This is a genomic window from Halorubrum sp. Atlit-28R (assembly GCF_003665955.1).
Lineage (GTDB): Archaea > Halobacteriota > Halobacteria > Halobacteriales > Haloferacaceae > Halorubrum > Halorubrum tropicale.
Genome location: NZ_QPLS01000003.1, coordinates 306622 through 327846 on the forward strand (window position 1 = coordinate 306622; position 21225 = coordinate 327846).

Genomic DNA, 21225 nt, shown 5'->3' on the forward strand with positions numbered 1-21225 from the left:
GTATAAAAACCTCGCACCGAAATTATCAGAATTGATTCGGCGAAGGGGGCGAGCTCGACCGACCGGCGAGCCGGTCAGTCGCTGACGGCGGGCACGCCGAACAGCTCGACGTTCGTCCCGTCGTGCCGGCAGTCTTCGAGGGCGTGCTTGGCCGCGAAGCCGGCCTCGTGAGCGGAGGCCCCCCGGCCCACGCCGACCTGGAGCTCGATGTCGACGTCGTCCTCGACGTGGGCGACCGCCGACGAGAACGCCGACTCGGGGAGGTCGGGGCAGACCGCGACGACGTTGTCGCCGCCGACGAAGAAGGAGAGCGCGCCGTGCGCCTCGCGGAGGTGGCGCATCAGCGAGCCGTACGCCCGTTCGATGTTGATGAACGTGTCGAACTCGTTGAGCCGGTCGGTGTACTTGCCGGTCGCGTTGATCACGTCGAAGTGCGCGACCTGGAGGTCCGACCGGTTCGTCTCCGAGAGGTACTCGCCGGCGAGCACCTCGGTCCGGCTCTCGTCCTGGGCGCTGCCCGCGGTCTGGAGCCGCCGGTTCGCCGCCTCGAGCGCGTCGACCGGGCGCTCGGCGACGGCGGTCCCGAGGCTCACGGTGACCGGGTAGCGGTTGCCGATCGACTCCTGGAGGGTCGCGTGGGCCGCGCCGTCGACGCCGTTCGTCACCGCGATCATGTTGTCGAAGCGGGTGAAGAAGACGTAGGCGTCGCGGTGGCCGAGGAACTGGGCGACGTCGGCGTAGAGCCGCGACTGGAGCGTCTGGAGGTCCATCTCCCGGCGCGGCTCCGGCGTCGTCGTCCACGGCCCGTAGTTGTCGATCTGGACGAGGGTCACCTGGGTCGTCGTCACAGTGACCACCGATATGGAACGCGGCCGCTTTACCCTTCCGTTATCCCGAAGGTGGGACCGGTACCGAGTTCGTGATCTCTGCGGCGGGTGGCTGGGAGGCTCCGCTGATCCGGGCGCAACCCCTACGGCCGTGGCGCTCCCACTCCGGACATGGAATTCAGCGGCGCCGTCGTCGACGTCGACGGCACGGTCGTGCGCGGCGACGATCCGATCCCGGGCGCCCCGACGGGGTACCGCCGGCTCCGGGAGGCGGGGGTCGAGACGCTGTTCGTCTCGAACAACCCGACGAAGGCGCCCCCGGCGTACGTCGACCGCCTCGGCGCGGCGGGGTACGACGTGGGCGCCGACCGGGTGTTCACCGCCGGCAGCGTGACCACGCGGTACCTCCGAGAGCGCCACGCCGACGACGACCTCCTCTGTATCGGCGAGTCGGGGCTGCTCGACCAGTTCGCGGCCGCCGGCCTCTCGACGACCGACTCGGTCGAGGCCGCCGACGCCCTGGTCGCCTCCATCGACCGCGAGTTCGACTACGACGACCTCTGTACCGCGCTGTGGGCCTTGGAGCGTGACATCCCGTTCATCGGCACCGACCCCGACGTGGTTATCCCGGCGCCCGAGCGCGACGTGCCCGGCTCCGGGGCCGTGATCAACGCGATAGCGGGCGTCGCGGGGCGCGAGCCCGACGCCGTCCTCGGCAAGCCCTCCGACACCGCCATCGAGATGGTCCGCGAGCGACTCCCGTATCCGCCCGAAGAGTGTCTCGTCGTCGGCGACCGGCTCGACACGGACATCGCGCTCGGCGAGCGCGCCGGGATGACGTCCGTCCTCGTCCGGTCGGGCGTCACCGACGAGGCCGCCCTCGCGGCCTCGGACATCGACCCGGACCACGTGATCGACCACCTCGGAGAGATCGACCGCGTACTCGGCTAAGCGCCGCGTCGCGGAGGGCGATAACGTTCACCGCGTGGGAAACAGTTATGTTCCGGCGAGCGTACCGCTCGCATATGAGAGTGGTTGACTCACACGAGGACCGGACCGCCGACGACGAGGAGGACCCCGAGGAGTCCGTCCGCGTGCTGGAGGGACACGCGGTCCAGTTCAACGAGTACCGGTACTGAGCGCGGCGTCGGGGCGGGAGGCGGCGCCGAGCGACCACCCGACGGCTGTCGGGACCGTTAAGTGGTCGTCGGGGGTAGCCGATGGTGTGATACGGAGGCTCCGACGCGCGAGTATCTTCGCCGCGGTGGCCGCCATTGCGGTCCTCGCACCGGCGCTCGACACCGCCGCCGCCGTCCCCTTCTTCGCCGTCGCCGGCGCGGCCTTCTTCGGCGTCCGCGACGGCGAGTGGTTCGAGACGCTCGCGCTGCCCGGCGACCGCGAGGCGGAGCGGCTCTACGGGCTCGTCTCCTTCGCGCTCGCCGGCGCGGGCCTCGCGCTGTTTGCGTCGCTGCCGCGCGCCCCGCTGCCGTACGAGGCGTTCGCGGCCGCGACGCTCGCGGTCGGCGTCGGCCGCCTCGGACGGACCGTCGTCTCGCGGCGGACGACCGACGAGTTCCCGCTCGTCGCCGGCTACGTCGTCGCCGGAACGGCCGCCGCGCTCGTCGGCCAGGCGGGGGTGCGGCTCCAGACCGGCGCCCCCGTCGACGGCGCGACGGTCCCCCTCCTCGTCTTCCTCGCGGCGGCGGCCGCGCTCACGGCGGCGCTGGTCCGGTCGCTCGTGTTCTCCCGCGACGCGCACATCACGACGATCCTCGTCGCGTTCGTGACGTGGGGGTTCCTCGCGCTGGAGCCGACCGTCGGCGTCGCGCTCATCCTCGTCGCCCTCCCGGTGACCGGCGCGCTCGGCTACGTCTCGTTCGCCATCGGCACCGCCTCGGTGGCGGGGATGCTCACCGGCGTCGTCTCGGCGCTGCTCGCGGCCGTCCTCGGCGGCGTGGGATGGTTCGCGACGCTGATGGCCTTCTACGCTATCGGCGGCCTCGCCTCGAAGTACCGGTTCGACGAGAAGGCCGCCCGGGGCGTCGCTCAGGAGAACGAGGGCGCCCGCGGCACCGGCAACGTGCTGGCGAACTCCGCGGTCGCGCTCGCGGCGGTGGTGGGCTACGCGGCCGCGCCGCACCTCGCTGTCCCGGCCGCGCCGCTCGGCTTCGCCTTCGCGGGCGCGACGGCGACCGCGATGGCCGACACGCTCTCCTCTGAGATCGGCGGCCTCTTCGACGGCCCGCGGCTGGTGACGACGCTCCGCCGCGTCGAGCCCGGCACCGACGGCGCGATCACCTGGCAGGGCGAGCTGGCGGGCCTCGCCGGCGCGCTGCTCGTCGGCCTCCTCGCCGCCGCCGGGGCGCCGGTCCTCGACCCGGTGACCCCGGGCGGGGTCGCGGCGGGCGGCGCGGTCGTCGCGGCGGGCGTCGCCGGCATGACCGTCGACAGCCTCCTCGGCGCCCTGGTAGAGGGCGACCGGATCGGGAACCAGACCGTGAACTTCCTCGCGACGCTGGCCGGCGCGGCCGTCGCCGTCGCGCTCTGGGGGGTCGCGTGAGATGGCGGGCGAGAACGCCGCCGGCCCCGACCGAGACGAGCGCGGCGGCGACGACGACGCGACCGCCGGCGACGACGGCGGCCGCGACGGCCCGGACCCGAGGGTTCGGCCGGGGCGGACCGCGGACGCCGACCGGATCCGCGAGCTCCAGTCGCACCTCCGGCAGCCGAGCCCGGACCTGCTGGAGTACAGGCTGGCGGTCGGCGCCGCCCGGGTGACCGTCGCGGACGGGCGCGTCGTCGGCTACCTGCTCCCGGTCGACGCGCCGAACCGGCCCGGCGTCCACCTCGCCGAGCTCGTCGTCGCGCCCGGGTTCCGCCGAGAGGGGCGCGCCCGCGGGCTCCTGCGGGCGGCGATAGCGGACGCCGACGGGCCGGTGACGCTTCAGGCGCACCCGGACAACGACGCCGCGCTCGCGCTGTACGACTCGCTCGGCTTCGAGGTCGTCGAGCGGCGGCCGGACGCGTACGCCGACGGCGACGCGCTCGTGCTGCGGCGGGGATAGCGCCCCGACCGCCGGACGACGACCTCCGCGCGGTGACCGCAGGCACAAGGACTATTCGAGCGCCACGCCTCCGGACGGACATGAGTGACGCCGACGCGGAGGCCGAGCCGATCGACGTCGACTTCGGCGAGGACGGGCTGGTGCCGGCGGTCGCCCAGGACGCCGACTCCGGCGAGGTGCTGATGCTCGCGTACGTCTCGCCCGAGGCGCTGGCGCGCACCCGCGAGACCGGCGAGGCCCACTACTACTCCCGGTCCCGCGAGGAGCTGTGGCACAAGGGGGCCACCTCCGGCCACACCCAGTCGGTCCGGGAGGTCCGGGTCGACTGCGACGCGGACGCCCTGCTGTACCTCGTCGACCAGGCGGGCGGCGCCTGCCACACCGGCCACCGGTCGTGCTTCCACCGGACGATAGACGGCGAGCACGTCGGGGAGCGCGTCTTCGACCCGGACGAGGTGTACTGACCGATGTCCGAGAGCGCCGGCGGGACCGCGGGACGGGCCGAGGGCGAGGGGGACGACCCGGTCGCCGAGGCGGGCGAGGCGGCCGCGCGCCTCCGCGAGCGCTACGACGAACTGCGTCGGATCGAGTCGCGGATCGACGGTTACGGCCGCGAGCGCGTCGAGGCGGCGGCCGACGCGTACCGGCACGCGCACCGGATCCTCGACCGGTTCGAGGAGGACGCGGTCGGCTCCGGCGACTTCGAGTCGTACGTCCGGTTCCGCGGCGAGTTCGACGACGCGGTCGACGTCGACGACGACCTCCCGGCCGCGGCGGCGTTCGACGCCGCCGACGAGGCGGTCGACAAGCGCCGGCTCTCCGAGGAGGACTTCGCGGCCGCCCGCGAGGCGCTGGAGCCGGCCGGGGAGTTCGTCGACCTCCTCGAGGCGTACGACGACGCGGTCGACGACTACCGTGCGGCCCGGAAGGCGGCCCGCGAGGCCCGCAAGCGCCTCGACGCGCGGCTCGACGGGCTCCGCGAGGTCGCCGAGATGGCCGACGCCGACCTCGACGCGGACCTCGACCGCGTCCGCGAGCCGATCGAGGCGTACGACGAGGCGGTCCGGGCGGCGTTCGAGGAGTTCTTCAAGTCGGCGTCGGCCCGCGAGGTGTTCGACTTCCTCGACCGCGCCGACGGGACGCCCTTCGTCGACGTCGACGTGCCGCCGACGGACCTCGCGGAGTACGTCGAGACGCACGCGGCCGGCGAGGAGCCGCCCGCGACGCTGCTGGAGTACGCTGGCTACACGAACTCCAAGCTGGAGCACTACGTCGACGACCCGGGCGCGCTCCGCACCGCGGTCGCGGTCCACCGGACGTACCTGGAACGGCTCGACGGCGAGCCGCTGACGCTCGACTGGCCGCCGAAGCCCGGCGACGAGCTCGCCTACGAGATCGACGAGCTGGTCCCGCTCGTCGGGCGGATCGCGGGCGACGAGGCCGTCGCGACCCTGCGCTCCGTCCGGGAGCTGGCGCGGAGCGACGAGTACGAGCGGCTCCGCCGCGCGGCCGAGGTTCGACACGAACTCGACGACGAGGACCTGGCGCTGATCGAGGAGGGGGAGGCCGAGGCGCGGCTCGCCGAGGCCGAGCGGACGCTGTCGACCGTCGAGGACGTGCTGGCGGAGACGGAGCGGGAGTGACCGGGGACGGGCGGAGTCTCCCACGGCCGCGGAGTGCGGATTTTTAAGCCCCGTCGCGGCCGAGCGTGGGTATGACCAGATTCGACGCCGCGGGCGAGGACGAGCGGCTGAAGCTGTTCGCCGACGCCGCGGCCGCGCACCGCGCGCGCTCCGGCGACGTGATGACCGTCGACGTCGACCCCGCCAGCGACGACACCGAGGGCGGCGAGGTGCCGCCGTGGATCCAGCTCGCGGGGACCGAGCTCATCATGGACTGTACCGACGAGGAGCTAGAGCGCCTGAAGGACCTGCTCTCGGAGTTCCCCGAGTTCCGGATCGACGAGCTCGTCAGCCCCGAGGAGGCCGAGGGGACGAACGCCGTCGTCACCGCGCGCTCGGACGCGAACCGCGTCGCGGGGTTCGTCGAGCGCGCGTTCCGCGAGGTGTACGAGCTCGACGCCGAGTACCGGGCGTGGGTGACGGCGATCTGAGGGCGTGGGTGACGGCGATCTGAGGGCGACGGTTCCGGCTCCCCCTCGCCGCTCCGCGCGTCACTTCGCGAAGTAGCTCGTGAAGAAGCCCGAGAGGAACGAGCTGATCGCGACCGCGACGAGGAGGTCAGCCGTGCTGTGGTCGCCGTCGCCGGCGGTGAGCCAGGTGACGATGACGCCGATGCCGAGCGAGATTACGCCGTTCGCGGTGTCTTCTTTGAGTCCCATACCAGGCGTTGACCGCGGAGCGACAAAACCGATGCGGCGGTGGTCGGCAGGCTCGGTCCGCGCGGACCGAGCGGTCGCTCCCGTCAGTGGAACCCGCGGTCCACGTCGTCGTCTTCGATCAGGTCGTCGAGCTCGCTGGTGAGCAGCTCCTCGGCCTGGTCGAAGGTGTCGGAGAGCTCGTCGAGCTCGTCCGGGCGACCGTCGAACTCGTACTCCATCGGGCCGAACGCGGGCGACTCGACGGCCTCCATCACGTCCTCGAAGAGGTGGTCGGGGTCGGTCGGCGCCTCCGCGTGGACCCGCAGCGTCTCCGTGAGCCGGGTCGCCATCTCCTCGGCGTGCTCCTCGTCCTCCGGGGCCGACCGAACGGCGAACCGCCCGTCGCTGTCGGCGTCCGGGAGGAGCGGGTCGAGCTCGTCGTCGACGCTGCGGGCGACCTGCGCGCCGACGCCGCGGAGGTCGCGGGGGTTCTTGGCGTACGTCTTCAGGTGGTAGAGGCCGACGCTCGGGTGGCCGAAGTAGAGGTCCTCGCCGAGGCCGCCGCGGCGGGTGCCGGCGACCGCGCGCCAGCCGTCGGGGTCGGTCGAGTCGCTCGCGACGTCCGCGAGGATGTCGTCCCAGTCTCGTACGCGCATGCTGGTGGATGCGTGGGGGTCGCGAGCGCAAGAGCGTGTCGGTGCGGGGCGAACGCGGGGGCGACGGCGAGCAGAGGAGCGCCGGCCGCGACGACCGCGCTCACCGACAGCGTTTTTCGGTGCCGCCGCCGAGCGGGGACGTGAACGTTCGGGGGCCGATCGTCTCCGTCGGGGAGGCGCGGACGGTGTCGACGTCGCACGGCGAGCGCGACCTCCGCGAGGTGCGGGTCCGGCCCGACCGCGGCGCGGGCGACCCGGTCGACGTGACGCTGTGGGGGAAGTGGACGGAGACGGCCGAGCACGCGGAGCCGGGGATGGAGCTGCTCGTCACCGACGCGGAGGAGGACGAGTACCGCGGCGAGACGGGGTACGCCACGACCGGCGAGTCGTGGGTCGTCCTCCAGCCCGACTTCCTCGTCGACGTGACGGGGATCCGGTCGTGGGTCCAGTGCCCGCGGATGTACTACCTGAACAAGCTCTCCGGGATCCCGCTCAACTACCCGGTGGTCAAGGGGACCATCGTCCACGAGGTGTTCGGCGACCTGCTCCGCGGGGTGGAGCTGGAGGCGTCCGTCGAGGACCGCGTCGCGGAGGCGGGGCTCGAACTCGGCCTCCTCGGCTACGAGACCGAGGAGGTCGAAGACGAGGTGCGCCGCAACGCCGCCGCGATCGAGGGGTGGCTCGCGCAGGGGACGCTCTCCGACGACGACACGTGGCGCTCGGAGTTCAGCCTCATCTCGCCCACCTTCGGGCTGAAGGGGCGGGCGGACGCGCTCCGGCGCGGCACGCCCGTCGAGTTGAAGACGGGAAAGAACACCAAGCGGGAGCCGCGCTTCCACGACAAGGTCCAGGCGGCCTGCTACGCGCTCATGCTCGACGAGCGGGGGGTCGACCCGGACATCGGGACGCTGCTGTACACGAAGAACACCGCCCTCGACCGCAGCGAGGCGTCGGGCGACCTCGCGCCCGCCAAGGAGTTCACGGTCGGGCGCGGCTTCCTTGAGTTCGTCGTGCGCGAGCGCAACGCCCTCGCCGCGATGGAGTGGCGCGCGCTCAACGACCCCGGCGAGCGCCCGACGGTGCCGACGGGGTACGAGGCGGACGCGACGTGCAGCTACTGCTTCGAGCAGGACGCCTGTATGGTGGTCTCCGGCCGGCTCGACCAGGAGTCGAAGGCGGGGCAGATCGGGACGCCGATCCCCGACGCGGAGCGCGACTACTTCGACCGCTTCTACGTCGCCTTAGCGGAGGAGCGCCGCGAGACCCACGCGGAGTACCGGAAGCTGTGGGAGCAGAGCCCCGAAGAACGCGCCGCGGACGACCGCGCGCTGATCGGCCTCGAACCGGTCGCGCGGACAGAGATCGACGACGCCCGCTGGGCGCTCCGCGCCCGGAAGCCCGACGACGCCGTCTCGAAGCTCCGCGAGGGCGACGTGGCGCTCGCGAGCGACGGCGACCCCGTCTCCGGCCACGCGGAGCTCGGCCGGATAACGTCGCTCGGAAGCGACGAGGTGATCGTCGAGACGGACGAGCCGGTCGAGCTGCGCCGGCTCGACGTGTACCCGTCCGAGATCTCCGTCGACCGGTCGCTCACCGCGCTCCACGACGCGGTCCTGAAGGGCGACCCGGAACGCAAGGACGTGCTGTTCGGCCGCCGCGAGCCCGAGTTCCGGGAGCCGAGCGAACGGCCGCCGGGCAGCCCCGGGACCGACGACCCGGACGCGCCCGACGCGTACATCGGCAACAACGCGGCCCAGAACGAGGCGGTCGAGCTCGCGGTCGACGCCGAGGACCTGGCGCTGATCCACGGCCCGCCGGGCACCGGGAAGACGTACACCATCGCGCGGGCGATCCGCGCCCTCGTCGCGGAGGGGAACCGCGTGCTGCTCTCCGCGTTCACGAACCGCGCGGTCGACAACGCGCTGGAGGCGCTCCGCGACCAGGGGTTCGACGACGTGCTCAGGGTGGGCACGGAGACGGGGGTCCGGGGCGACATGCAGGACGTGCGGCTGGTCCAGCGCGGCGAGCCGAACGCGAAGGCGGCAGAGCTGCGGGACGCCCCGGTCGTCGCCGCCACCACCGCGGCCTGCGGCTCCCGGGTCATGCGCGAGTGCGAGTTCGACGTGGCGCTCGTCGACGAGGCCTCCCAGCTCACGGAGCCGGGCACCCACGCCGCGATCACCCTCGCGGACCGGTTCGTCCTCGTCGGCGACCACGAGCAGCTCCCGCCGGTCGTCCGCGCGGAGAACGACCTCAAGACCTCCCTCTTCGAGCGCCTCATCGAGACGTACCCGGACGCGAGCGTCATGCTCGACCGCCAGTACCGGATGAGCCAGCGCATCCAGGCGTTCGCCTCCGCGGAGTTCTACGACGGCGCGCTCCGGCCCGCCACGCCCGAGGTCGCCGGGCAGACGCTCGCGGACCTCGGCGTCGACCCCGACGCGCTCGCGCCCGACCTGACCGGCGGCGTGGGGTTCGTCGACCCGGACGGCGAGCGCGACGGCAACCGGAACGTCCGCGAGGCCGAGCGCGTCGCCGCGGTCGTCGACGCCTACGTCGCCGCCGGCGTCGACCCCGACGACGTCGGCGTGATCGCGCCGTTCCGCGCGCAGGTCGCCGAGATCGGTCGCCGGACCGACGTGACGGTCGACACGGTCGACCGCTTCCAGGGCTCCTCGAAGGAAGTCATCCTCGTCTCCTTCGTCGCGACCGGCGACCTGGACGGGCCCATCTTCGAGGACCACCGCCGCGTCAACGTGGCCCTCACTCGGGCGAAAAAGCAGCTGACGATCGTCGGCGACGCGGACGCGCTCGCCTCCGACCCCTTCTACGAGCGCATGCTCGACTGGGCGCGGCGGTGACGGGAGGTATTCAGTTCCCGTCCGCGTCCGACGCCGACTCGGCCACGATTCCCGGCTCCTTGCTCGCGATAACGACGATCCGATCGGTGAGGTCCTCGACGGCGTTGGCGAGTTCGTCCAGCAGGATCGCGAGCTCGCGGTAGACGAGGGGCTGATCGACCGCCCCGTCGGCGAACGCGGTCTCGATCGCGTCGTTACGGAGGTCGTCGCACTCGCTTTCCAAGCCGCGGATCGCCTCGATTCCGTCGGCCAACGTCTCCGTTCCGTCGGCGCGCGTGAGCCCCCTGACGAACCCCTCGACCACGTCGCCGAGGACCGCGACCATCTCGGCGATCCGGTCCGCCATCTCGCGCATGTCGGCGAACGGCTCGACGCTCGCGTCGGGGCGCATCATCGCCACCTCCTGAGCGATCCGTTCGGTGTGGTTCGCGACCACGTCCAGCTCGTTGTAGAAGTCGAGCAGGGCGGACTCGTTGAAGTTGATCCGCGTGTTCAACAGTCCGATGTCGTCCGGCCCCGCATCCGTGATGAGCGCCCGGACGTCGCGGACGAGGTCGTCGCACTCGCTTTCGACGGCGGCTATCTCGTCGACAGTGTCCCGGTAGGCACCCTCGTCGGCGTACTCGTCGAGGACGCGCGGCAGGAGGACGACGCAGTCGTCGATCCGGTCGAGGTACGCCGCGGTCTGGGTCGCCAACCGCTCCCCGAAGTCGGCCTCGGTGGGCATGTCTCCATCCACGCGCGTCGGCGATAAAGAGGTTCCCTCGCGTCCGATCGATGGTGACGGTCCGCCCCCCGCTTCCCGGCGATCCCCCTGACGTTACAGGCCCTCGGCCGCGTCGAGCGCGGCCTCGACGCCGGGCGCGTCGAACCACTCGCGGCCGGTGTAGGCGTTCGCCCCGGCTGCGTACAGGTCGGAGACCGCCTCGACGACCGCGGGAGGGAGTGGGTCGGGAGACTCGTCGCAGAGCTCGCGCCAGTCGTCCGTCTCGCGGCCCGCCACCGACTCCTTCGCTTCCTTCACGGCCGCGACCCAGTCTGGGTCGTTCGCCTTGTACCACTGGCGGACGACCTCCTTCGAGATCCCGCGGCCGCCGTAGGAGAACCGGTTCTCGTCGAAGGTGCCGACCACGTCGGCGACGCGCAGCTCGCCGTCGACGGAGAGGCACTCGATCTTGCCGTCCTCGTGCACGAAGCCCGCCGCCTCGGCGCGGTCGGTGACGACGCGGTTCACGTCGCGCGCGAGCGATTCGAGGGCCTCGACGTCGGCGACGCCCGCGACCTTGTCGGCCTCCGCGCGGGTCAGGTAGCGGTCCTGCTGCTCGTACTTCGTCGAGAACTCCACGACGGGCTCCGGGAGGTCGACCGGCTCGTCCGGCCACTCGCCGTCGGCGCCGGCGAGGTCGTCGAGGCCGAAGTCGGCGGGCTCCCTGCGGCGCCGCAGGCTGGACCCGACGGGGACGCGATTGCGGAAGACCACTTCGAGCGGGACGAGGTAGTTCTCCCCGCCCGCGGCGTGGAAGGCGTCGTAGTCGTAGCCGGCGTGGGGGCCCTCGTACGGGAGGTCGGGCACCTGCGTCAGGTCGATGGCCATCTCCGTCGGCGGGGCGGTCGCCTCGTCGAGCGGGACGACGCGACCGGAGTCGGGGTCCGCGACCCCTCGGTAGTGGGTCGGGACCCCCTCGCGCTCCAGCAGTTCGAAGTTGAACGCGCCCATCGCGCAGAGGCTCGCGCCCTTGTGCGGAATCGCGTCGGGCATCTGCCCCCAGTCGAACACCGAGTAGGCGTCCGTGAAGACGAACCGACCGCGGCCGAGTCCGTCGGCGGTCGCCGGCTCGTCGACGCGGAACTCCTTGACGCTCGTCATGGCGCATACCGCGACCGCCTCCCACAAGAAGGTTCCAGTTACGTGGTCACCTCGACCCGTTTTACCTCGTTTCGATCCACGTCTGCGGATCAAGCCGAGCGCGACGAGGCTCCTCGCCGGCGCGCTCGCATCGAAAGCGACACCCCGCTCGCCCGCCCAGCCCGTGGCATGAACGATGCGCGCGAGGTCGTCGTCCTCCGGTACGGCCACCGGCCGGGGCGCGACGACCGCATGACGACGCACGTCGGGCTCACGGCGCGGGCGCTCGGCGCCGACCGGGTGGTCCTCCCCGACAACGCGGGGCAGTCCGCGGAGACGGTCCGCGACATCACCGACCGGTTCGGCGGGCCGTTCGCGGTCGAACTCCGCGACGACCAGAAGGCGATCGTCCGCGACTTCGAGGGCGTGGTCGTCCACCTGACGATGTACGGCGAGCGCGTCCAGGACGTGGAGGCGGCGGTCCGGGAGGCGGTCGGCCTCGACGAGCCAGCGGTGGTGGGGGAGGCGTCGCCGCCGCGCGACCTCCTCGTCGTCGTCGGCGGCGAGAAGGTGCCGTGGGCGCTGTACGAGCGCGCCGACTTCAACGTGGGCGTGACGAACCAGCCGCACTCCGAGGTCGCCGGGCTCGCGGTGTTCCTCGACCGGCTGTTCGGAGGCGCTGAGCTCGACCGCGAGTGGGCGGACGCCGACCGCCGCGTGGTGCCGGAGGCGACCGGGAAGACCGTGGTCGACGCCGACCGGGACTCGGCGGACGTGAGCGACGACGCGGCCGGCGAGAGCGCCGAGGCCGACGACCGCACCGAGACGGACGACCGCACCGAGGACGGCGACCGCGACTGAGTCGGCGCTCCGCTACTCGTCGGCGTCGTCCCGCTCGGAGCGGCGCAGGTCCTCCTCGACGACCTCCGGCGTGCCGCTCAGGATGCCGCGGAGCCCGGTCACCGTCGAGGTCGACGACGACGACGCCCCCGGGATCCCGAACCACGAGACGCAGGTGTTGGAGGCGGGCGAGACCTCGCTGACCCACGCCGACCGCCTCGGCATCCGGCTCGTGTACTGGGTCGTGGCCGAGGCGGGCGGCGGGTTCGACGTCGAGACCGGCGAGGACGGGACGACGGTCCGGCTCCGGGTCCCGGCGCGGCCCTGAGTCGGGCCGGGACCGGCGGGCCCCTCTTACAGCGTCCGCTTCGAGCGGAGCCGCGCGAGCCGCGTCCGCGCCTCCTGCCGGCTCGTCCCGCGGACGCGGCCCGTCTCGGCGTCGGCCATGGAGACGAGCGAGAGGCGGTCGAGGAGCGGCGGCCAGTCGCCGGCGCCCGCGGCGTCGCCGGCGAACGCGACGGCGTTGCCGAGCCCCTCGCGCTCCGCGGCGCCGGCGCGCGCGACCAGCGCGTCCGCGGCGCGGCGCCCGCCGGCGACGGCGAACCGGTCGCCGACCGTCGCCGGGATCCACGCCGGGAGGAGCAGCAGCCAGCAGAGCGCGCCGGCGGCGGCGTACGCCCACGACGGGACGCGCTCGCGGTCCGGCTCGTACCCGTGGATCCGGTTGACGCGCCGGTCCGCGGCGGTGCGGTCCCCCCGGCGCCCGACGAGCAGCGTCGCGAGCAGCGCCGCGGTCTCGACGGCCGCCAGCGCCGGGAGCGTCGCGGTCGCGAGCAGCGCCTGCCGCGTCCGGAGCCTGACGAGCGCGTGGCGCAGCGCGGCGTCCCGGTCGGCCTTCGGGAGGGCGAGCAGCCGCGTCGAGACCACCAGCCGGGACCCGCGGTGGCCGTCCGCGACGGCGACGTTCGCGGCGTCGGCGCGGACCGCGGTCACCTCGGGCGGGTCGACGCCGACCTCGGCCGCGAGCGACGCGACGCGGTCGGCGACGAAGTCGGCGCGGCGCTCGTCGAGGTCGGCGTCGGGGAGCCGCGCGATCCGCCTGTCGACGAGGACCGGACCGAGCAGCGCGGACGCGGCCGGTCCGACGACGGCCGCGGCGAGCAGGCCGCCGGCCGCGCCGAACGGGAGCGCGCCGAGCCCGCCGGGGCCGAGCAGCGCGGCGAGCGCGGCCAGCGGGACCGCCGCCAACACCGTCGGGACGGCGAGGAGCGCGAGGGCGCCGAGCGCGCGTCGCCCCCGTCCGTCCACCGAGTCAGCCATACGGGCGATGTGAGTCACGGCCCCTAAAGCTCTGCCGGACCGGCGGGTCGGTCGGCGGCGGACCGGACGCCGCCCGGCGGGGCGGATCGGGAGCGTCGCGACCGCGCCTTTCGGAGGTTTTAACCGGATTCCACCACCAGTTTCCCGTAATGGCTTTTGAGGATCTACTGAACGACCCCGTCATCCAGAAGTACCTCCACGAGCTGGTGGGGCCGACGGGGATGCCGGTCGCGGCCGCGCCGCCCGACGGCGAGGTCACCGACGAGGAGCTGGCCGAGGAGCTCGGCTTGGAGCTCAACGACGTGCGGCGCGCGCTGTTCATCCTGTACGAGAACGACCTCGCGACGTACCGGCGCGTCCGCGACGAGGACTCCGGGTGGCTCACGTACCTCTGGACGTTCCACTACGACAACATCCCGGAGAACCTCCAGGAGGAGATGTACCGGCTGCTCGAGGCCTTAGAGGAGCGCGAGGAGTACGAGCGCACCCACGAGTTCTACCTCTGTGAGGTGTGTTCGATCCGCTTCGAGTTCGGCGAGGCGATGGACTTCGGCTTCGAGTGCCCCGAGTGCGGCTCCCCCCTCGACGCGATGGACAACGACCGGCTCCGCGACGCGATGGACCAGCGCATCGACGAGCTCCGCAACGAGCTCAACGTGGACGTGACCGGCTGATGGTCGTCCTCGCAACCAAGTGCTACGTCGAGGGCGACGCTCGCGACCGCGCGCTCGACGGGATGAACTCGCTCGTGGCGAACGACCTCGGCGAGCTCGACGTCGACTGGCAGGTGGGCGTGCGCGACGACGACTTCGTCCAGGTCGACGTGACCGGCGAGGACGCGCCGGTCGCGCGCAACGTCCTCGCGGAGACGTGGGGCGAGATAGTCGCCCACGACGGCGGACTCGACGCCGGCGAGGAGTACGTCGGCACCCTCGAGTCGTGGGACGACGTTGGGGTCACCCTCGACGCCGGGGTCGACGTGTTCGTGCCCGCCGACGAGCTCGGCCTCGGCGTCGGCTCGCCGGAGCAGGTCGTCGAGCGCTTCGGCCTCGTCCAGCACCTACCCCTGCGGTTCGTCTACGGGGGCGACGCCGGCGACCCGGACGCGGAGCCGTCCCGGCTGGCCGACGCCGAGCGCGACCGCCTGTACGACTGGCGGCGCGGCGACGGCCGGGTGAACGTCAACTCGGCGACGCGCGGCGAGACGCGCGCGACGGTGAACCGCGCGGGCCACGCGCAGGACATCGTCACCGTCGAGCGGCTCGGACTGCTGGAACAGAGCATCGTCTGCGGCGAAGGGACCGACCCGCCGGGGCTGCTGGCCGCCATCGGCTCGTACCTCCCGGCCGAGATGCGCTGTGTGGTCTAACCGGAGGTAACACGTGAACAGACGCTTCGCGCTCGCGGCGGCGGCGGTCGCCCTCCTCGCGGTCAGCGCCGGCTGCCTCGGCTACGCGACCGGCGGCGGCGAGGTGACGAACGAGACGCTGGACGCCGAGCCGCCCCGCGAGTACGACTTCGACACGGACCGCGACGCCGCGTTCGAGCTCTCGACCGACGCGCGCTACACCGTCGTGTACGCGGTCGGCGACAGAGAGGAGATCCGGCTGTACGAGCAGACGCCGTACGCGGGCGACCAGCCGCTCGAGTTCGAGGCGTTCCGGTACCGGTACCCCGACGGCGAGGTGATCACGGGCAGCGAGTTCCGCGCCCGCGGCGGCGAGATAGAGCGGACGACCGACGAGACGTGGATCCGCTTCGCGGACGACATGAGCGGCGGCCGGGTGGCGTTCTCGGGCGCCGGGTCGCCGCGCCGGTTCACCATGCGCGCGTACGTCGAGGGGTCGTACGCCGTGACGCTCCCGCCGGGCTTCACCACCGAGTTCCCGGTCGTCGGCCACGTGTCGCCGCGCGACCACGCGGTCGAGACGGTCGGCGACCGCGACCGGATCGTCTGGGAGGAGGTGTCCCGCGGCTCGATCGTCGTCCAGTCGTACCGCGAGGGGGACCTGCTGGTGTTCGGCGTCATCCTCCTCGTGGGCGTGATCGCCGCGGCGGCGGGGACGCTCTACTTCAGGCGACAGCTGGAGGCGCTCCGCCAGCGCCGCCGCGACCTCGGCCTGGGCGTCTACGACGACGAGGACGACGACGGCTGGCTCTGACGCTCGCGTCGCGTCGAGCGCCGTCCGGTCGCCCCCGCCGCGGTCCTTTTCTACCGCGCGCCGCTTGGACTGGGTATGAACGCCGCCGTCGTCACCGTCGGGGACGAGCTCCTCGTCGGGGACACCGAGAACACGAACGCGACCTGGCTCTGCGACCGGCTCGACGCGCGAGGCGTCGCCGTCCGACGGGTGACCGTCGTGCCGGACGAGGTGAGCGAGATCGCGCGCGTCGTGAACGAGTACCACGCCGAGTACGACGCGGTGATCGTCACCGGCGGCCTCGGGCCGACGCACGACGACGTGACGATGGAGGCGGTCGCGGCCGCGTTCGGCCGCGACCTCGCGGCGAACGAGGAGGCGGCCGCGTGGCTCGCCGAGCGGGGGTACAGCGGCAGCGACCTCGCGGCGGAGACGACGCACCTCCCGGCGGACTGCCGCCCGCTGCCGAACGAGGCGGGGGTCGCGCCGGGCGCCGTCGTCGAGTCCGTCTACGTCCTCCCCGGGGTACCCGGCGAGATGAAGGCGATGTTCGAGCGGGTCGAAGCGGAGTTCGCGGGGACGCTCACCCACGTGCTCACGGTCGACGTCGACGAGCCGGAGAGCGAGCTGCTCGACCGGTTCGCGTCGCTGCGCGAGCGGTTCGACGTGCGCGTCGGCTCCTACCCGGGCGAGGTCGTGACGGTGAAGATCACCGCCGAGAGCGAGGGGGAGGCCGAGCGAGCGGCGGCGTGGATCCGCGAGCACGCGGACGCGGTCGAGGAGCGGTCCGCCTGAGCGGCCGAGAAGCGATCGGCCGGAGCGGTCGGTGCGACGAGAGCGGCCGAGGAAGGGGCGGCCTAGCGGTACAGGTACGCGACCCACACGGCGACGAGCGCGAGGCTCGCGAGCAGGACCACGCCCGCGGTCGCGCTGATCGGCAACGGCTCCGTCACGGCGGCTTCGAGGATCATGTCTCGCGGTTGTTCTGGGGGCGTCTTAAGTATTGATTCTCCGACGGAGTCCGTCGGCGCGGGACCGAGGACGGTCCCGAAACTGCGTCACAGGGGTTCGAAAACGGGACCGGAAGGCGTGGGCGTGTGGCAGCTACCGAGGGAGGGATCCAGTCCCGGTGAGACGAGCGGCTGACGTCGCCGATGGCGGGCACGTTCCATCGGCGTCTGCTGTGATGAGCGGACGCCTGTTGGTTCCCGTGTCCGCGTGTTGAGGGGCTTTATGAACCGTTCGAGTGAGTCGCCGGGGGCGGCCGCCCGCGCGCCGCGGCCGGACGCGGCTCGCTTAAGAGGCCGGCGCGGTGAACGTCGGGCATGCACGTGGGGATCGCGGTGAATCCTGTCGCCGGCATGGGCGGCCGCGTCGGGCTGAAGGGCACCGACGGGAAGGTGGCGGAGGCGGTCGAGCGCGGCGCGGAACGGCGCGCGCCCGAGCGAGCGCGCCGCGCGCTGGACCGGCTGGCCGCGGTCGCGCCCGACGCCGTCGTGTCGGTGGCCGCGGACCCGATGGGCGAGTCCGTCGTCCGCGCGGCCGGCTTCGAGCCGGCGCGGGTCGTCGACCCCTTCGAGGGCGACGCGCCGGGACCGACCGACACGACCGCGGCGCACACGGCCGCCGTCGTGCGGGCGTTCGCCGGGCTCGACGGGGACGACGCGGCCGACGGCGACGGGCCCGCCGACCCCGTCGACCTCGTCTTGTTCGTCGGCGGCGACGGCACGGCCGCGGACGTCGCGGGCGCGCTGGAGGGGACCGACGTGCCGATGCTCGGCGTCCCCGCCGGCGTGAAGGTGTACTCGTCGGTGTTCGCGGTCTCGCCGGAGGACGCCGCCGAGGTGGCCGCCTCGTTCTCGCGGACGGAGCGCCGCGAGGTGATGGACATCGACGAGGACGCCTACCGGGAGGGGGAGGTGAGCCCGACGCTGCGCGGCGTCGCGCACGTCCCCGTCGCCGAGGACCTCCAGTCGTCGAAACAGACCGCGAGCGGGACCGTCGAGTCGCTGGCGGAGGGCGTCGCGGCGGACATTCGCGAGCGCGACGGGGAGGGCGTCACCTTCGTCCTCGGGCCGGGGTCGACCGTGGGCGCGATCAAGGACGAACTGGGGTTCGAGCCGTCGCCGATCGGCGTCGACGTGTGGCGCGACGGCGAGGTGATCGCCCGCGACGCGACGGAGACAGAGATCCTCGACGCGCTCGGCGAGGAGAACGTCATCGTCGTCTCCCCCATCGGCGGCCAGGGGTTCGTCTTCGGCCGCGGCAACCCCCAGATATCGCCGGCCGTGATCCGGCGTTGCGACCTCCGAATCGTCGCGTCGCGGGCGAAGCTAGACGACGTGCGCGCGCTGCGCGTCGACACCGACGACCCCGACCTCGACGACGGGCTCGCGGGCTGGGTCCGCGTCCGCGTCGGGAAGTTCGAGACGCGGATGATGAAGATCGTCTGAGGCGGGGGGCCGCCGCCCGGCCGCCGCTCGGCCACCGCTCATCCCTCGCGCCGCTCCCGGGCGCGGCGACTGACAGTCCTTTTGTCGCTCGCCGCGCCGGGAGGCGTATGGGACGCGAGAAGGAGCGGATGCTCGCCGGCGAGGCCTACGACCCGTCGGCCCCCGAACTGGTCGCCGACCGGCGGCGGGCGCAGGAGCGCTGCCGCCGGTACAACGCCACGGCCCCGACGGAGACCGACCGCCGCGAGCGGCTGCTCGGGGAGCTGTTCGGCGAGGTGCGCGGCGACGCGACCGTCGTCCCGCCGTTCCGCTGCGACTACGGGTACAACGTCGGCGTCGGCGACGGCTTCTTCGCGAACTACGGCTGCGTCTTCCTCGACGTGGCGCCGGTCGCGTTCGGCGAGAACTGCCTGCTCGGTCCGGGCGTCCACGCGTACACCGCGACCCACCCGATCGACCCCGACGAGCGGGCGGCCGGGCTGGAGTTCGGCGACCCCGTCGCGGTCGGCGACGACGTCTGGATCGGCGGGCGAGCGGTGATCACGCCGGGGGTCGAGGTCGGCGACGGCGCGGTCGTCGCCGCGGGCGCCGTCGTGGTCGACGACGTGCCGGCACGGACGGTGGTGGGCGGGAATCCGGCCGAGGAGATCCGCGAGATCGGCGGCGGGTGATCCGTTACAGGGAGTCGAGCGCGTCGGCCACGGCGGGCGCGGCGCTGACGACGCTACAGCCCCGCTCGACGGTGTCGCTGCCGACGATCCGGTCGACGCCGGCGGCGCGGAGCTTCGTCACCGCGTTGGCCGCGAGGACCGGGTGGACGCAGGCCGTCAGCACGCGCGCGGCGCCGCGGTCGGTGAGGACGGCGACCGACTCGCTCATCGTGGAGCCAGTGGCGATGATGTCGTCGACGACGACCACGTCCCGGTCGGCGACCGGCGCGTCGGAGGGCGACACCGCGACGGCGCCCGTCTCGCGGTCGCGGCGCTTCTCGAAGTAGTCCGTCTCGCCGGCGCCGTAGGCGTCGCGGACGGTGGCGGCCACGTCGATCGCTCCCTCGTCGGGCGCGAGGAACAGGGGGTCGCCGAGGTCGGCCGGGAGCGGCGCCGCGAGGACGCCCGCGGCGTCGACCGCCTCGACCGGGACCTCGAAGAAGTCGGCGACGGTCGCCTCGTGGGGGTTGACGAGGACGACGCGGTCGGTCCCGGTAGAGATCGCGCGGGCCATCGCGCGGGCCGAGACCGGCTCCCCGTCGCCGAACGAGGCGTCCTGTCGGGCGTAGCCCATGTAGGGGACGACGGTGGTCACGTCCGTCGCGCCGGCCTCGCGGACGGCGTCCTGGAGCTGGAGCAGTTCGACCCACGCCTCGTCTGAGTCGGTCGCGGCGACGATCACGGCCTCGTCGGCGTCGAAGTCGGGCACCGCGGCGAGCCCCTCTCCGTCCGGGAACCGGTCGTATGTCGGGGTCGCGAGCGCCCGGTCCGTCTCCGCCGCGAGCGCGGCCGCGAGCTGCTGCGAGCTGGACCCGGGTACGATCATGGGCGACCGTTTTCCGGACACCGGTAAACCAGTTTCCTTACCGCGCGGCGGCTGCGGGGCCCGCGGCCGCGGAACCGCAACGGCGCCGCCGCGCGCCACGCGAGCGCGACCCACACCGCCCCCACAGGGGCGGATATTTACGGGCGCGGCGGGTACGAGCGCCCAATGAGCGACACCGAAGCCGGCGCGCGCGTCGGGCTCCCCTGCCCGTCGTGTTCGCCCGCCGAGCCGACCGTCCACGAGGTCCTGAGCCCGGGCGGGCAGGCCACCGTCCGCTGTACCGAGTGCGACCATACCCACAAAGCCGAGATTCCGGAGGAGGAGACCGTCTCCGTGACCATCGTCGTCTCGCAGGACGGCGACTCGTTCACGACGGCGATGGACGTGCCCGCCGAGGGCGACGTGGCCACCGGCGAGGAGTTCGTCGTCGACACCGACGACGCGCTGATGCAGGTGCGGATAACGGGGATCGAACTCGGCCCCGAGAACCGCGTCGAGGAGGCCGACATCACCGACGTCGAGACGTTGTGGACCCGCGCGGTCGACAACGTCGCGGTCCCGGTCACGCTCCACCCGAAGGACGGCGACGCGGACCAGACGCGCTCGCTCCGGGTGAACGTCCCCGGCGACTACGAGTTCACCGTCGGCGAGACGACGGAGTTCGGCGACTACGAGTTCACCGTCGAGGGGCTCCAGATCCGCGAGGACGCCCCCGAGTACCGCCACGAGAAGCTCGACCACGCCGGCGACCTCGCCTACGCGAAGGACCTCAAGCGGGTGTACGCCCGCGACGAGACGCTCACCGCGTGGTCGGCCTGGTAGGGCGGCCCGGTGGCGCGACGCGCTCGGCGCGGTCCGCCCGCCCCGTCCGCCCCGCCCGGCGATCCTCACACTAACATAAACAATTATGAAGGATACGCCCCTTGTCGGATCCGTGCCACCCGTAGTACACGACTGACGCACGCTCGACGGCGGGGACGACGACCGGTCCCGGCGGTCCGAGCACGCGCGAGGCGACGCAGACCGAACCGGCGACCGACCGATCGGGTCCATCGACCAGTCCGACCGAAGGCGGCGCGACCACCGACACCGAGGATCTCCCGACCGCCGCCGAGGCGGTCGCGAACGCGGCGGCGACGTTCGACCCGTCCGACACCCGGCGGATCGCGAACGGCACCGACCGCTGGAACGAGTACGCCGGCTCGTCGCACTGACGGCGCGGCCGGATCCTTTTATTCGACGGCGCGACTACCGGCGAGCGGCCGATGACGAACCACCGCTCCGAGCCGGACTCGGCACCCGGCGACGACGAGCCCTATGAGTACCGAGGCCGACTTTCGATCACAGCGTGCCGAGACGG

22 protein-coding genes and 1 pseudogene are annotated in these 21225 nt (G+C 72.9%); 16 read left to right on the forward strand and 7 right to left on the reverse strand.

Going from position 1 to position 21225, the window contains the following annotated elements; genetic code table 11:
- Positions 1–74: 74 nt before the first annotated feature.
- Positions 75–848 carry a GTP cyclohydrolase III gene (locus tag DVK06_RS07250; protein ID WP_053770863.1) on the reverse strand — a complete coding sequence of 258 codons (774 nt, stop codon included), beginning with the start codon at positions 846–848 and terminating at the stop codon, positions 75–77.
- Positions 849–998: 150 nt separating this feature from the next.
- Between DVK06_RS07250 and DVK06_RS07255 the strand changes: the two genes are divergently transcribed.
- The 6 genes from DVK06_RS07255 to DVK06_RS07280 all read left to right on the forward strand — a co-directional run bounded on the left by DVK06_RS07255 (position 999) and on the right by DVK06_RS07280 (position 6005).
- Entirely contained in the window at positions 999–1778 is a 780-nt protein-coding gene (locus DVK06_RS07255) for an HAD-IIA family hydrolase (RefSeq protein ID WP_121599815.1), read from the forward strand.
- A gap of 274 nt (positions 1779–2052) precedes the next feature.
- Complete coding sequence (locus DVK06_RS07260) at positions 2053–3387, forward strand: DUF92 domain-containing protein (protein ID WP_121599816.1); 1335 nt, start codon at positions 2053–2055, stop codon at positions 3385–3387.
- 1 nt (position 3388) lies between these two features.
- Complete coding sequence (locus DVK06_RS07265; protein WP_199718598.1) at positions 3389–3892, forward strand: N-acetyltransferase; 504 nt, start codon at positions 3389–3391, stop codon at positions 3890–3892.
- Positions 3893–3972: 80 nt separating this feature from the next.
- Positions 3973–4356 (forward strand): phosphoribosyl-AMP cyclohydrolase, encoded by a 384-nt coding sequence (hisI, locus tag DVK06_RS07270; RefSeq protein ID WP_053770859.1) that lies wholly within the window; start codon positions 3973–3975, stop codon positions 4354–4356.
- Between the two features lie 3 nt (positions 4357–4359).
- Positions 4360–5535 carry a hypothetical protein gene (locus DVK06_RS07275; RefSeq protein WP_121599817.1) on the forward strand — a complete coding sequence of 392 codons (1176 nt, stop codon included), beginning with the start codon at positions 4360–4362 and terminating at the stop codon, positions 5533–5535.
- 71 nt (positions 5536–5606) lie between these two features.
- Positions 5607–6005, forward strand: a complete 399-nt coding sequence (locus tag DVK06_RS07280) for a hypothetical protein (protein WP_121599818.1) — start codon at positions 5607–5609, stop codon at positions 6003–6005.
- 60 nt (positions 6006–6065) lie between these two features.
- Here DVK06_RS07280 and DVK06_RS18920 read toward each other — a convergent pair whose 3' ends face one another.
- On the reverse strand, positions 6066–6233 hold the full coding sequence (locus tag DVK06_RS18920; protein ID WP_167551891.1) for a hypothetical protein: 168 nt from the start codon (positions 6231–6233) through the stop codon (positions 6066–6068).
- Positions 6234–6316: 83 nt separating this feature from the next.
- On the reverse strand, positions 6317–6868 hold the full coding sequence (locus tag DVK06_RS07285; RefSeq protein WP_121599819.1) for a hypothetical protein: 552 nt from the start codon (positions 6866–6868) through the stop codon (positions 6317–6319).
- 140 nt (positions 6869–7008) lie between these two features.
- Here DVK06_RS07285 and DVK06_RS07290 point away from each other — a divergent pair, with 140 nt between their 5' ends.
- Positions 7009–9729, forward strand: coding sequence for an AAA domain-containing protein (locus DVK06_RS07290; protein ID WP_121599820.1), 2721 nt, complete (start codon positions 7009–7011; stop codon positions 9727–9729).
- A gap of 10 nt (positions 9730–9739) precedes the next feature.
- On the opposite strand, the gene DVK06_RS07295 is transcribed toward DVK06_RS07290, so the two are convergent.
- Together DVK06_RS07295 and DVK06_RS07300 are read right to left on the reverse strand one after the other, a co-directional pair.
- Positions 9740–10456, reverse strand: a complete 717-nt coding sequence (locus tag DVK06_RS07295; protein WP_121599821.1) for a DUF47 domain-containing protein — start codon at positions 10454–10456, stop codon at positions 9740–9742.
- A gap of 93 nt (positions 10457–10549) precedes the next feature.
- The gene (locus tag DVK06_RS07300; protein ID WP_121599822.1) at positions 10550–11596 is read right to left on the reverse strand and encodes a phosphoribosylaminoimidazolesuccinocarboxamide synthase; all 1047 of its coding nucleotides are present in this window, start codon (positions 11594–11596) and stop codon (positions 10550–10552) included.
- A gap of 168 nt (positions 11597–11764) precedes the next feature.
- Here DVK06_RS07300 and DVK06_RS07305 point away from each other — a divergent pair, with 168 nt between their 5' ends.
- Positions 11765–12436, forward strand: coding sequence for a tRNA (cytidine(56)-2'-O)-methyltransferase (locus DVK06_RS07305; RefSeq protein WP_121599823.1), 672 nt, complete (start codon positions 11765–11767; stop codon positions 12434–12436).
- A 97-nt stretch (positions 12437–12533) separates the two neighbouring features.
- Positions 12534–12743: pseudogene (locus DVK06_RS07310) on the forward strand (PAS domain-containing sensor histidine kinase); the annotation flags it as partial.
- A 26-nt stretch (positions 12744–12769) separates the two neighbouring features.
- On the opposite strand, the gene DVK06_RS07315 reads toward DVK06_RS07310, so the two are convergent.
- A complete protein-coding gene (locus tag DVK06_RS07315; protein WP_053770850.1) occupies positions 12770–13735 on the reverse strand; it encodes a hypothetical protein in 966 nt (321 codons plus the stop codon).
- 149 nt (positions 13736–13884) lie between these two features.
- On the opposite strand from DVK06_RS07315, the gene DVK06_RS07320 reads away from it, so the two are divergent.
- The 6 genes from DVK06_RS07320 (at position 13885) to DVK06_RS07345 (ending at position 19000) form a co-directional block, all read left to right on the forward strand.
- On the forward strand, positions 13885–14409 hold the full coding sequence (locus tag DVK06_RS07320; RefSeq protein ID WP_053770849.1) for a transcription factor: 525 nt from the start codon (positions 13885–13887) through the stop codon (positions 14407–14409).
- A complete protein-coding gene (locus tag DVK06_RS07325; protein ID WP_121599824.1) occupies positions 14409–15104 on the forward strand; it encodes a DUF2110 family protein in 696 nt (231 codons plus the stop codon). Before DVK06_RS07320 ends, DVK06_RS07325 begins: the two co-directional genes overlap by 1 nt.
- A gap of 13 nt (positions 15105–15117) precedes the next feature.
- Positions 15118–15897 (forward strand): DUF5803 family protein, encoded by a 780-nt coding sequence (locus DVK06_RS07330; RefSeq protein WP_121599825.1) that lies wholly within the window; start codon positions 15118–15120, stop codon positions 15895–15897.
- Between the two features lie 75 nt (positions 15898–15972).
- Complete coding sequence (locus DVK06_RS07335) at positions 15973–16671, forward strand: molybdopterin-binding protein (RefSeq protein WP_053770846.1); 699 nt, start codon at positions 15973–15975, stop codon at positions 16669–16671.
- A 530-nt stretch (positions 16672–17201) separates the two neighbouring features.
- Positions 17202–18329, forward strand: a complete 1128-nt coding sequence (locus DVK06_RS07340) for an ATP-NAD kinase family protein (RefSeq protein WP_121599826.1) — start codon at positions 17202–17204, stop codon at positions 18327–18329.
- Positions 18330–18436: 107 nt separating this feature from the next.
- Positions 18437–19000 carry a maltose acetyltransferase domain-containing protein gene (locus DVK06_RS07345; protein WP_121599827.1) on the forward strand — a complete coding sequence of 188 codons (564 nt, stop codon included), beginning with the start codon at positions 18437–18439 and terminating at the stop codon, positions 18998–19000.
- A 4-nt stretch (positions 19001–19004) separates the two neighbouring features.
- Here the strand turns inward: DVK06_RS07345 and prs are convergent, their stop codons facing one another.
- Positions 19005–19865 (reverse strand): ribose-phosphate diphosphokinase, encoded by an 861-nt coding sequence (gene prs, locus DVK06_RS07350; protein ID WP_121599828.1) that lies wholly within the window; start codon positions 19863–19865, stop codon positions 19005–19007.
- Between the two features lie 165 nt (positions 19866–20030).
- Between prs and DVK06_RS07355 the strand changes: the two genes are divergently transcribed.
- Positions 20031–20687 (forward strand): HVO_0476 family zinc finger protein, encoded by a 657-nt coding sequence (locus DVK06_RS07355; protein ID WP_121599829.1) that lies wholly within the window; start codon positions 20031–20033, stop codon positions 20685–20687.
- The last annotated feature ends 538 nt before the right edge of the window (positions 20688–21225 follow it).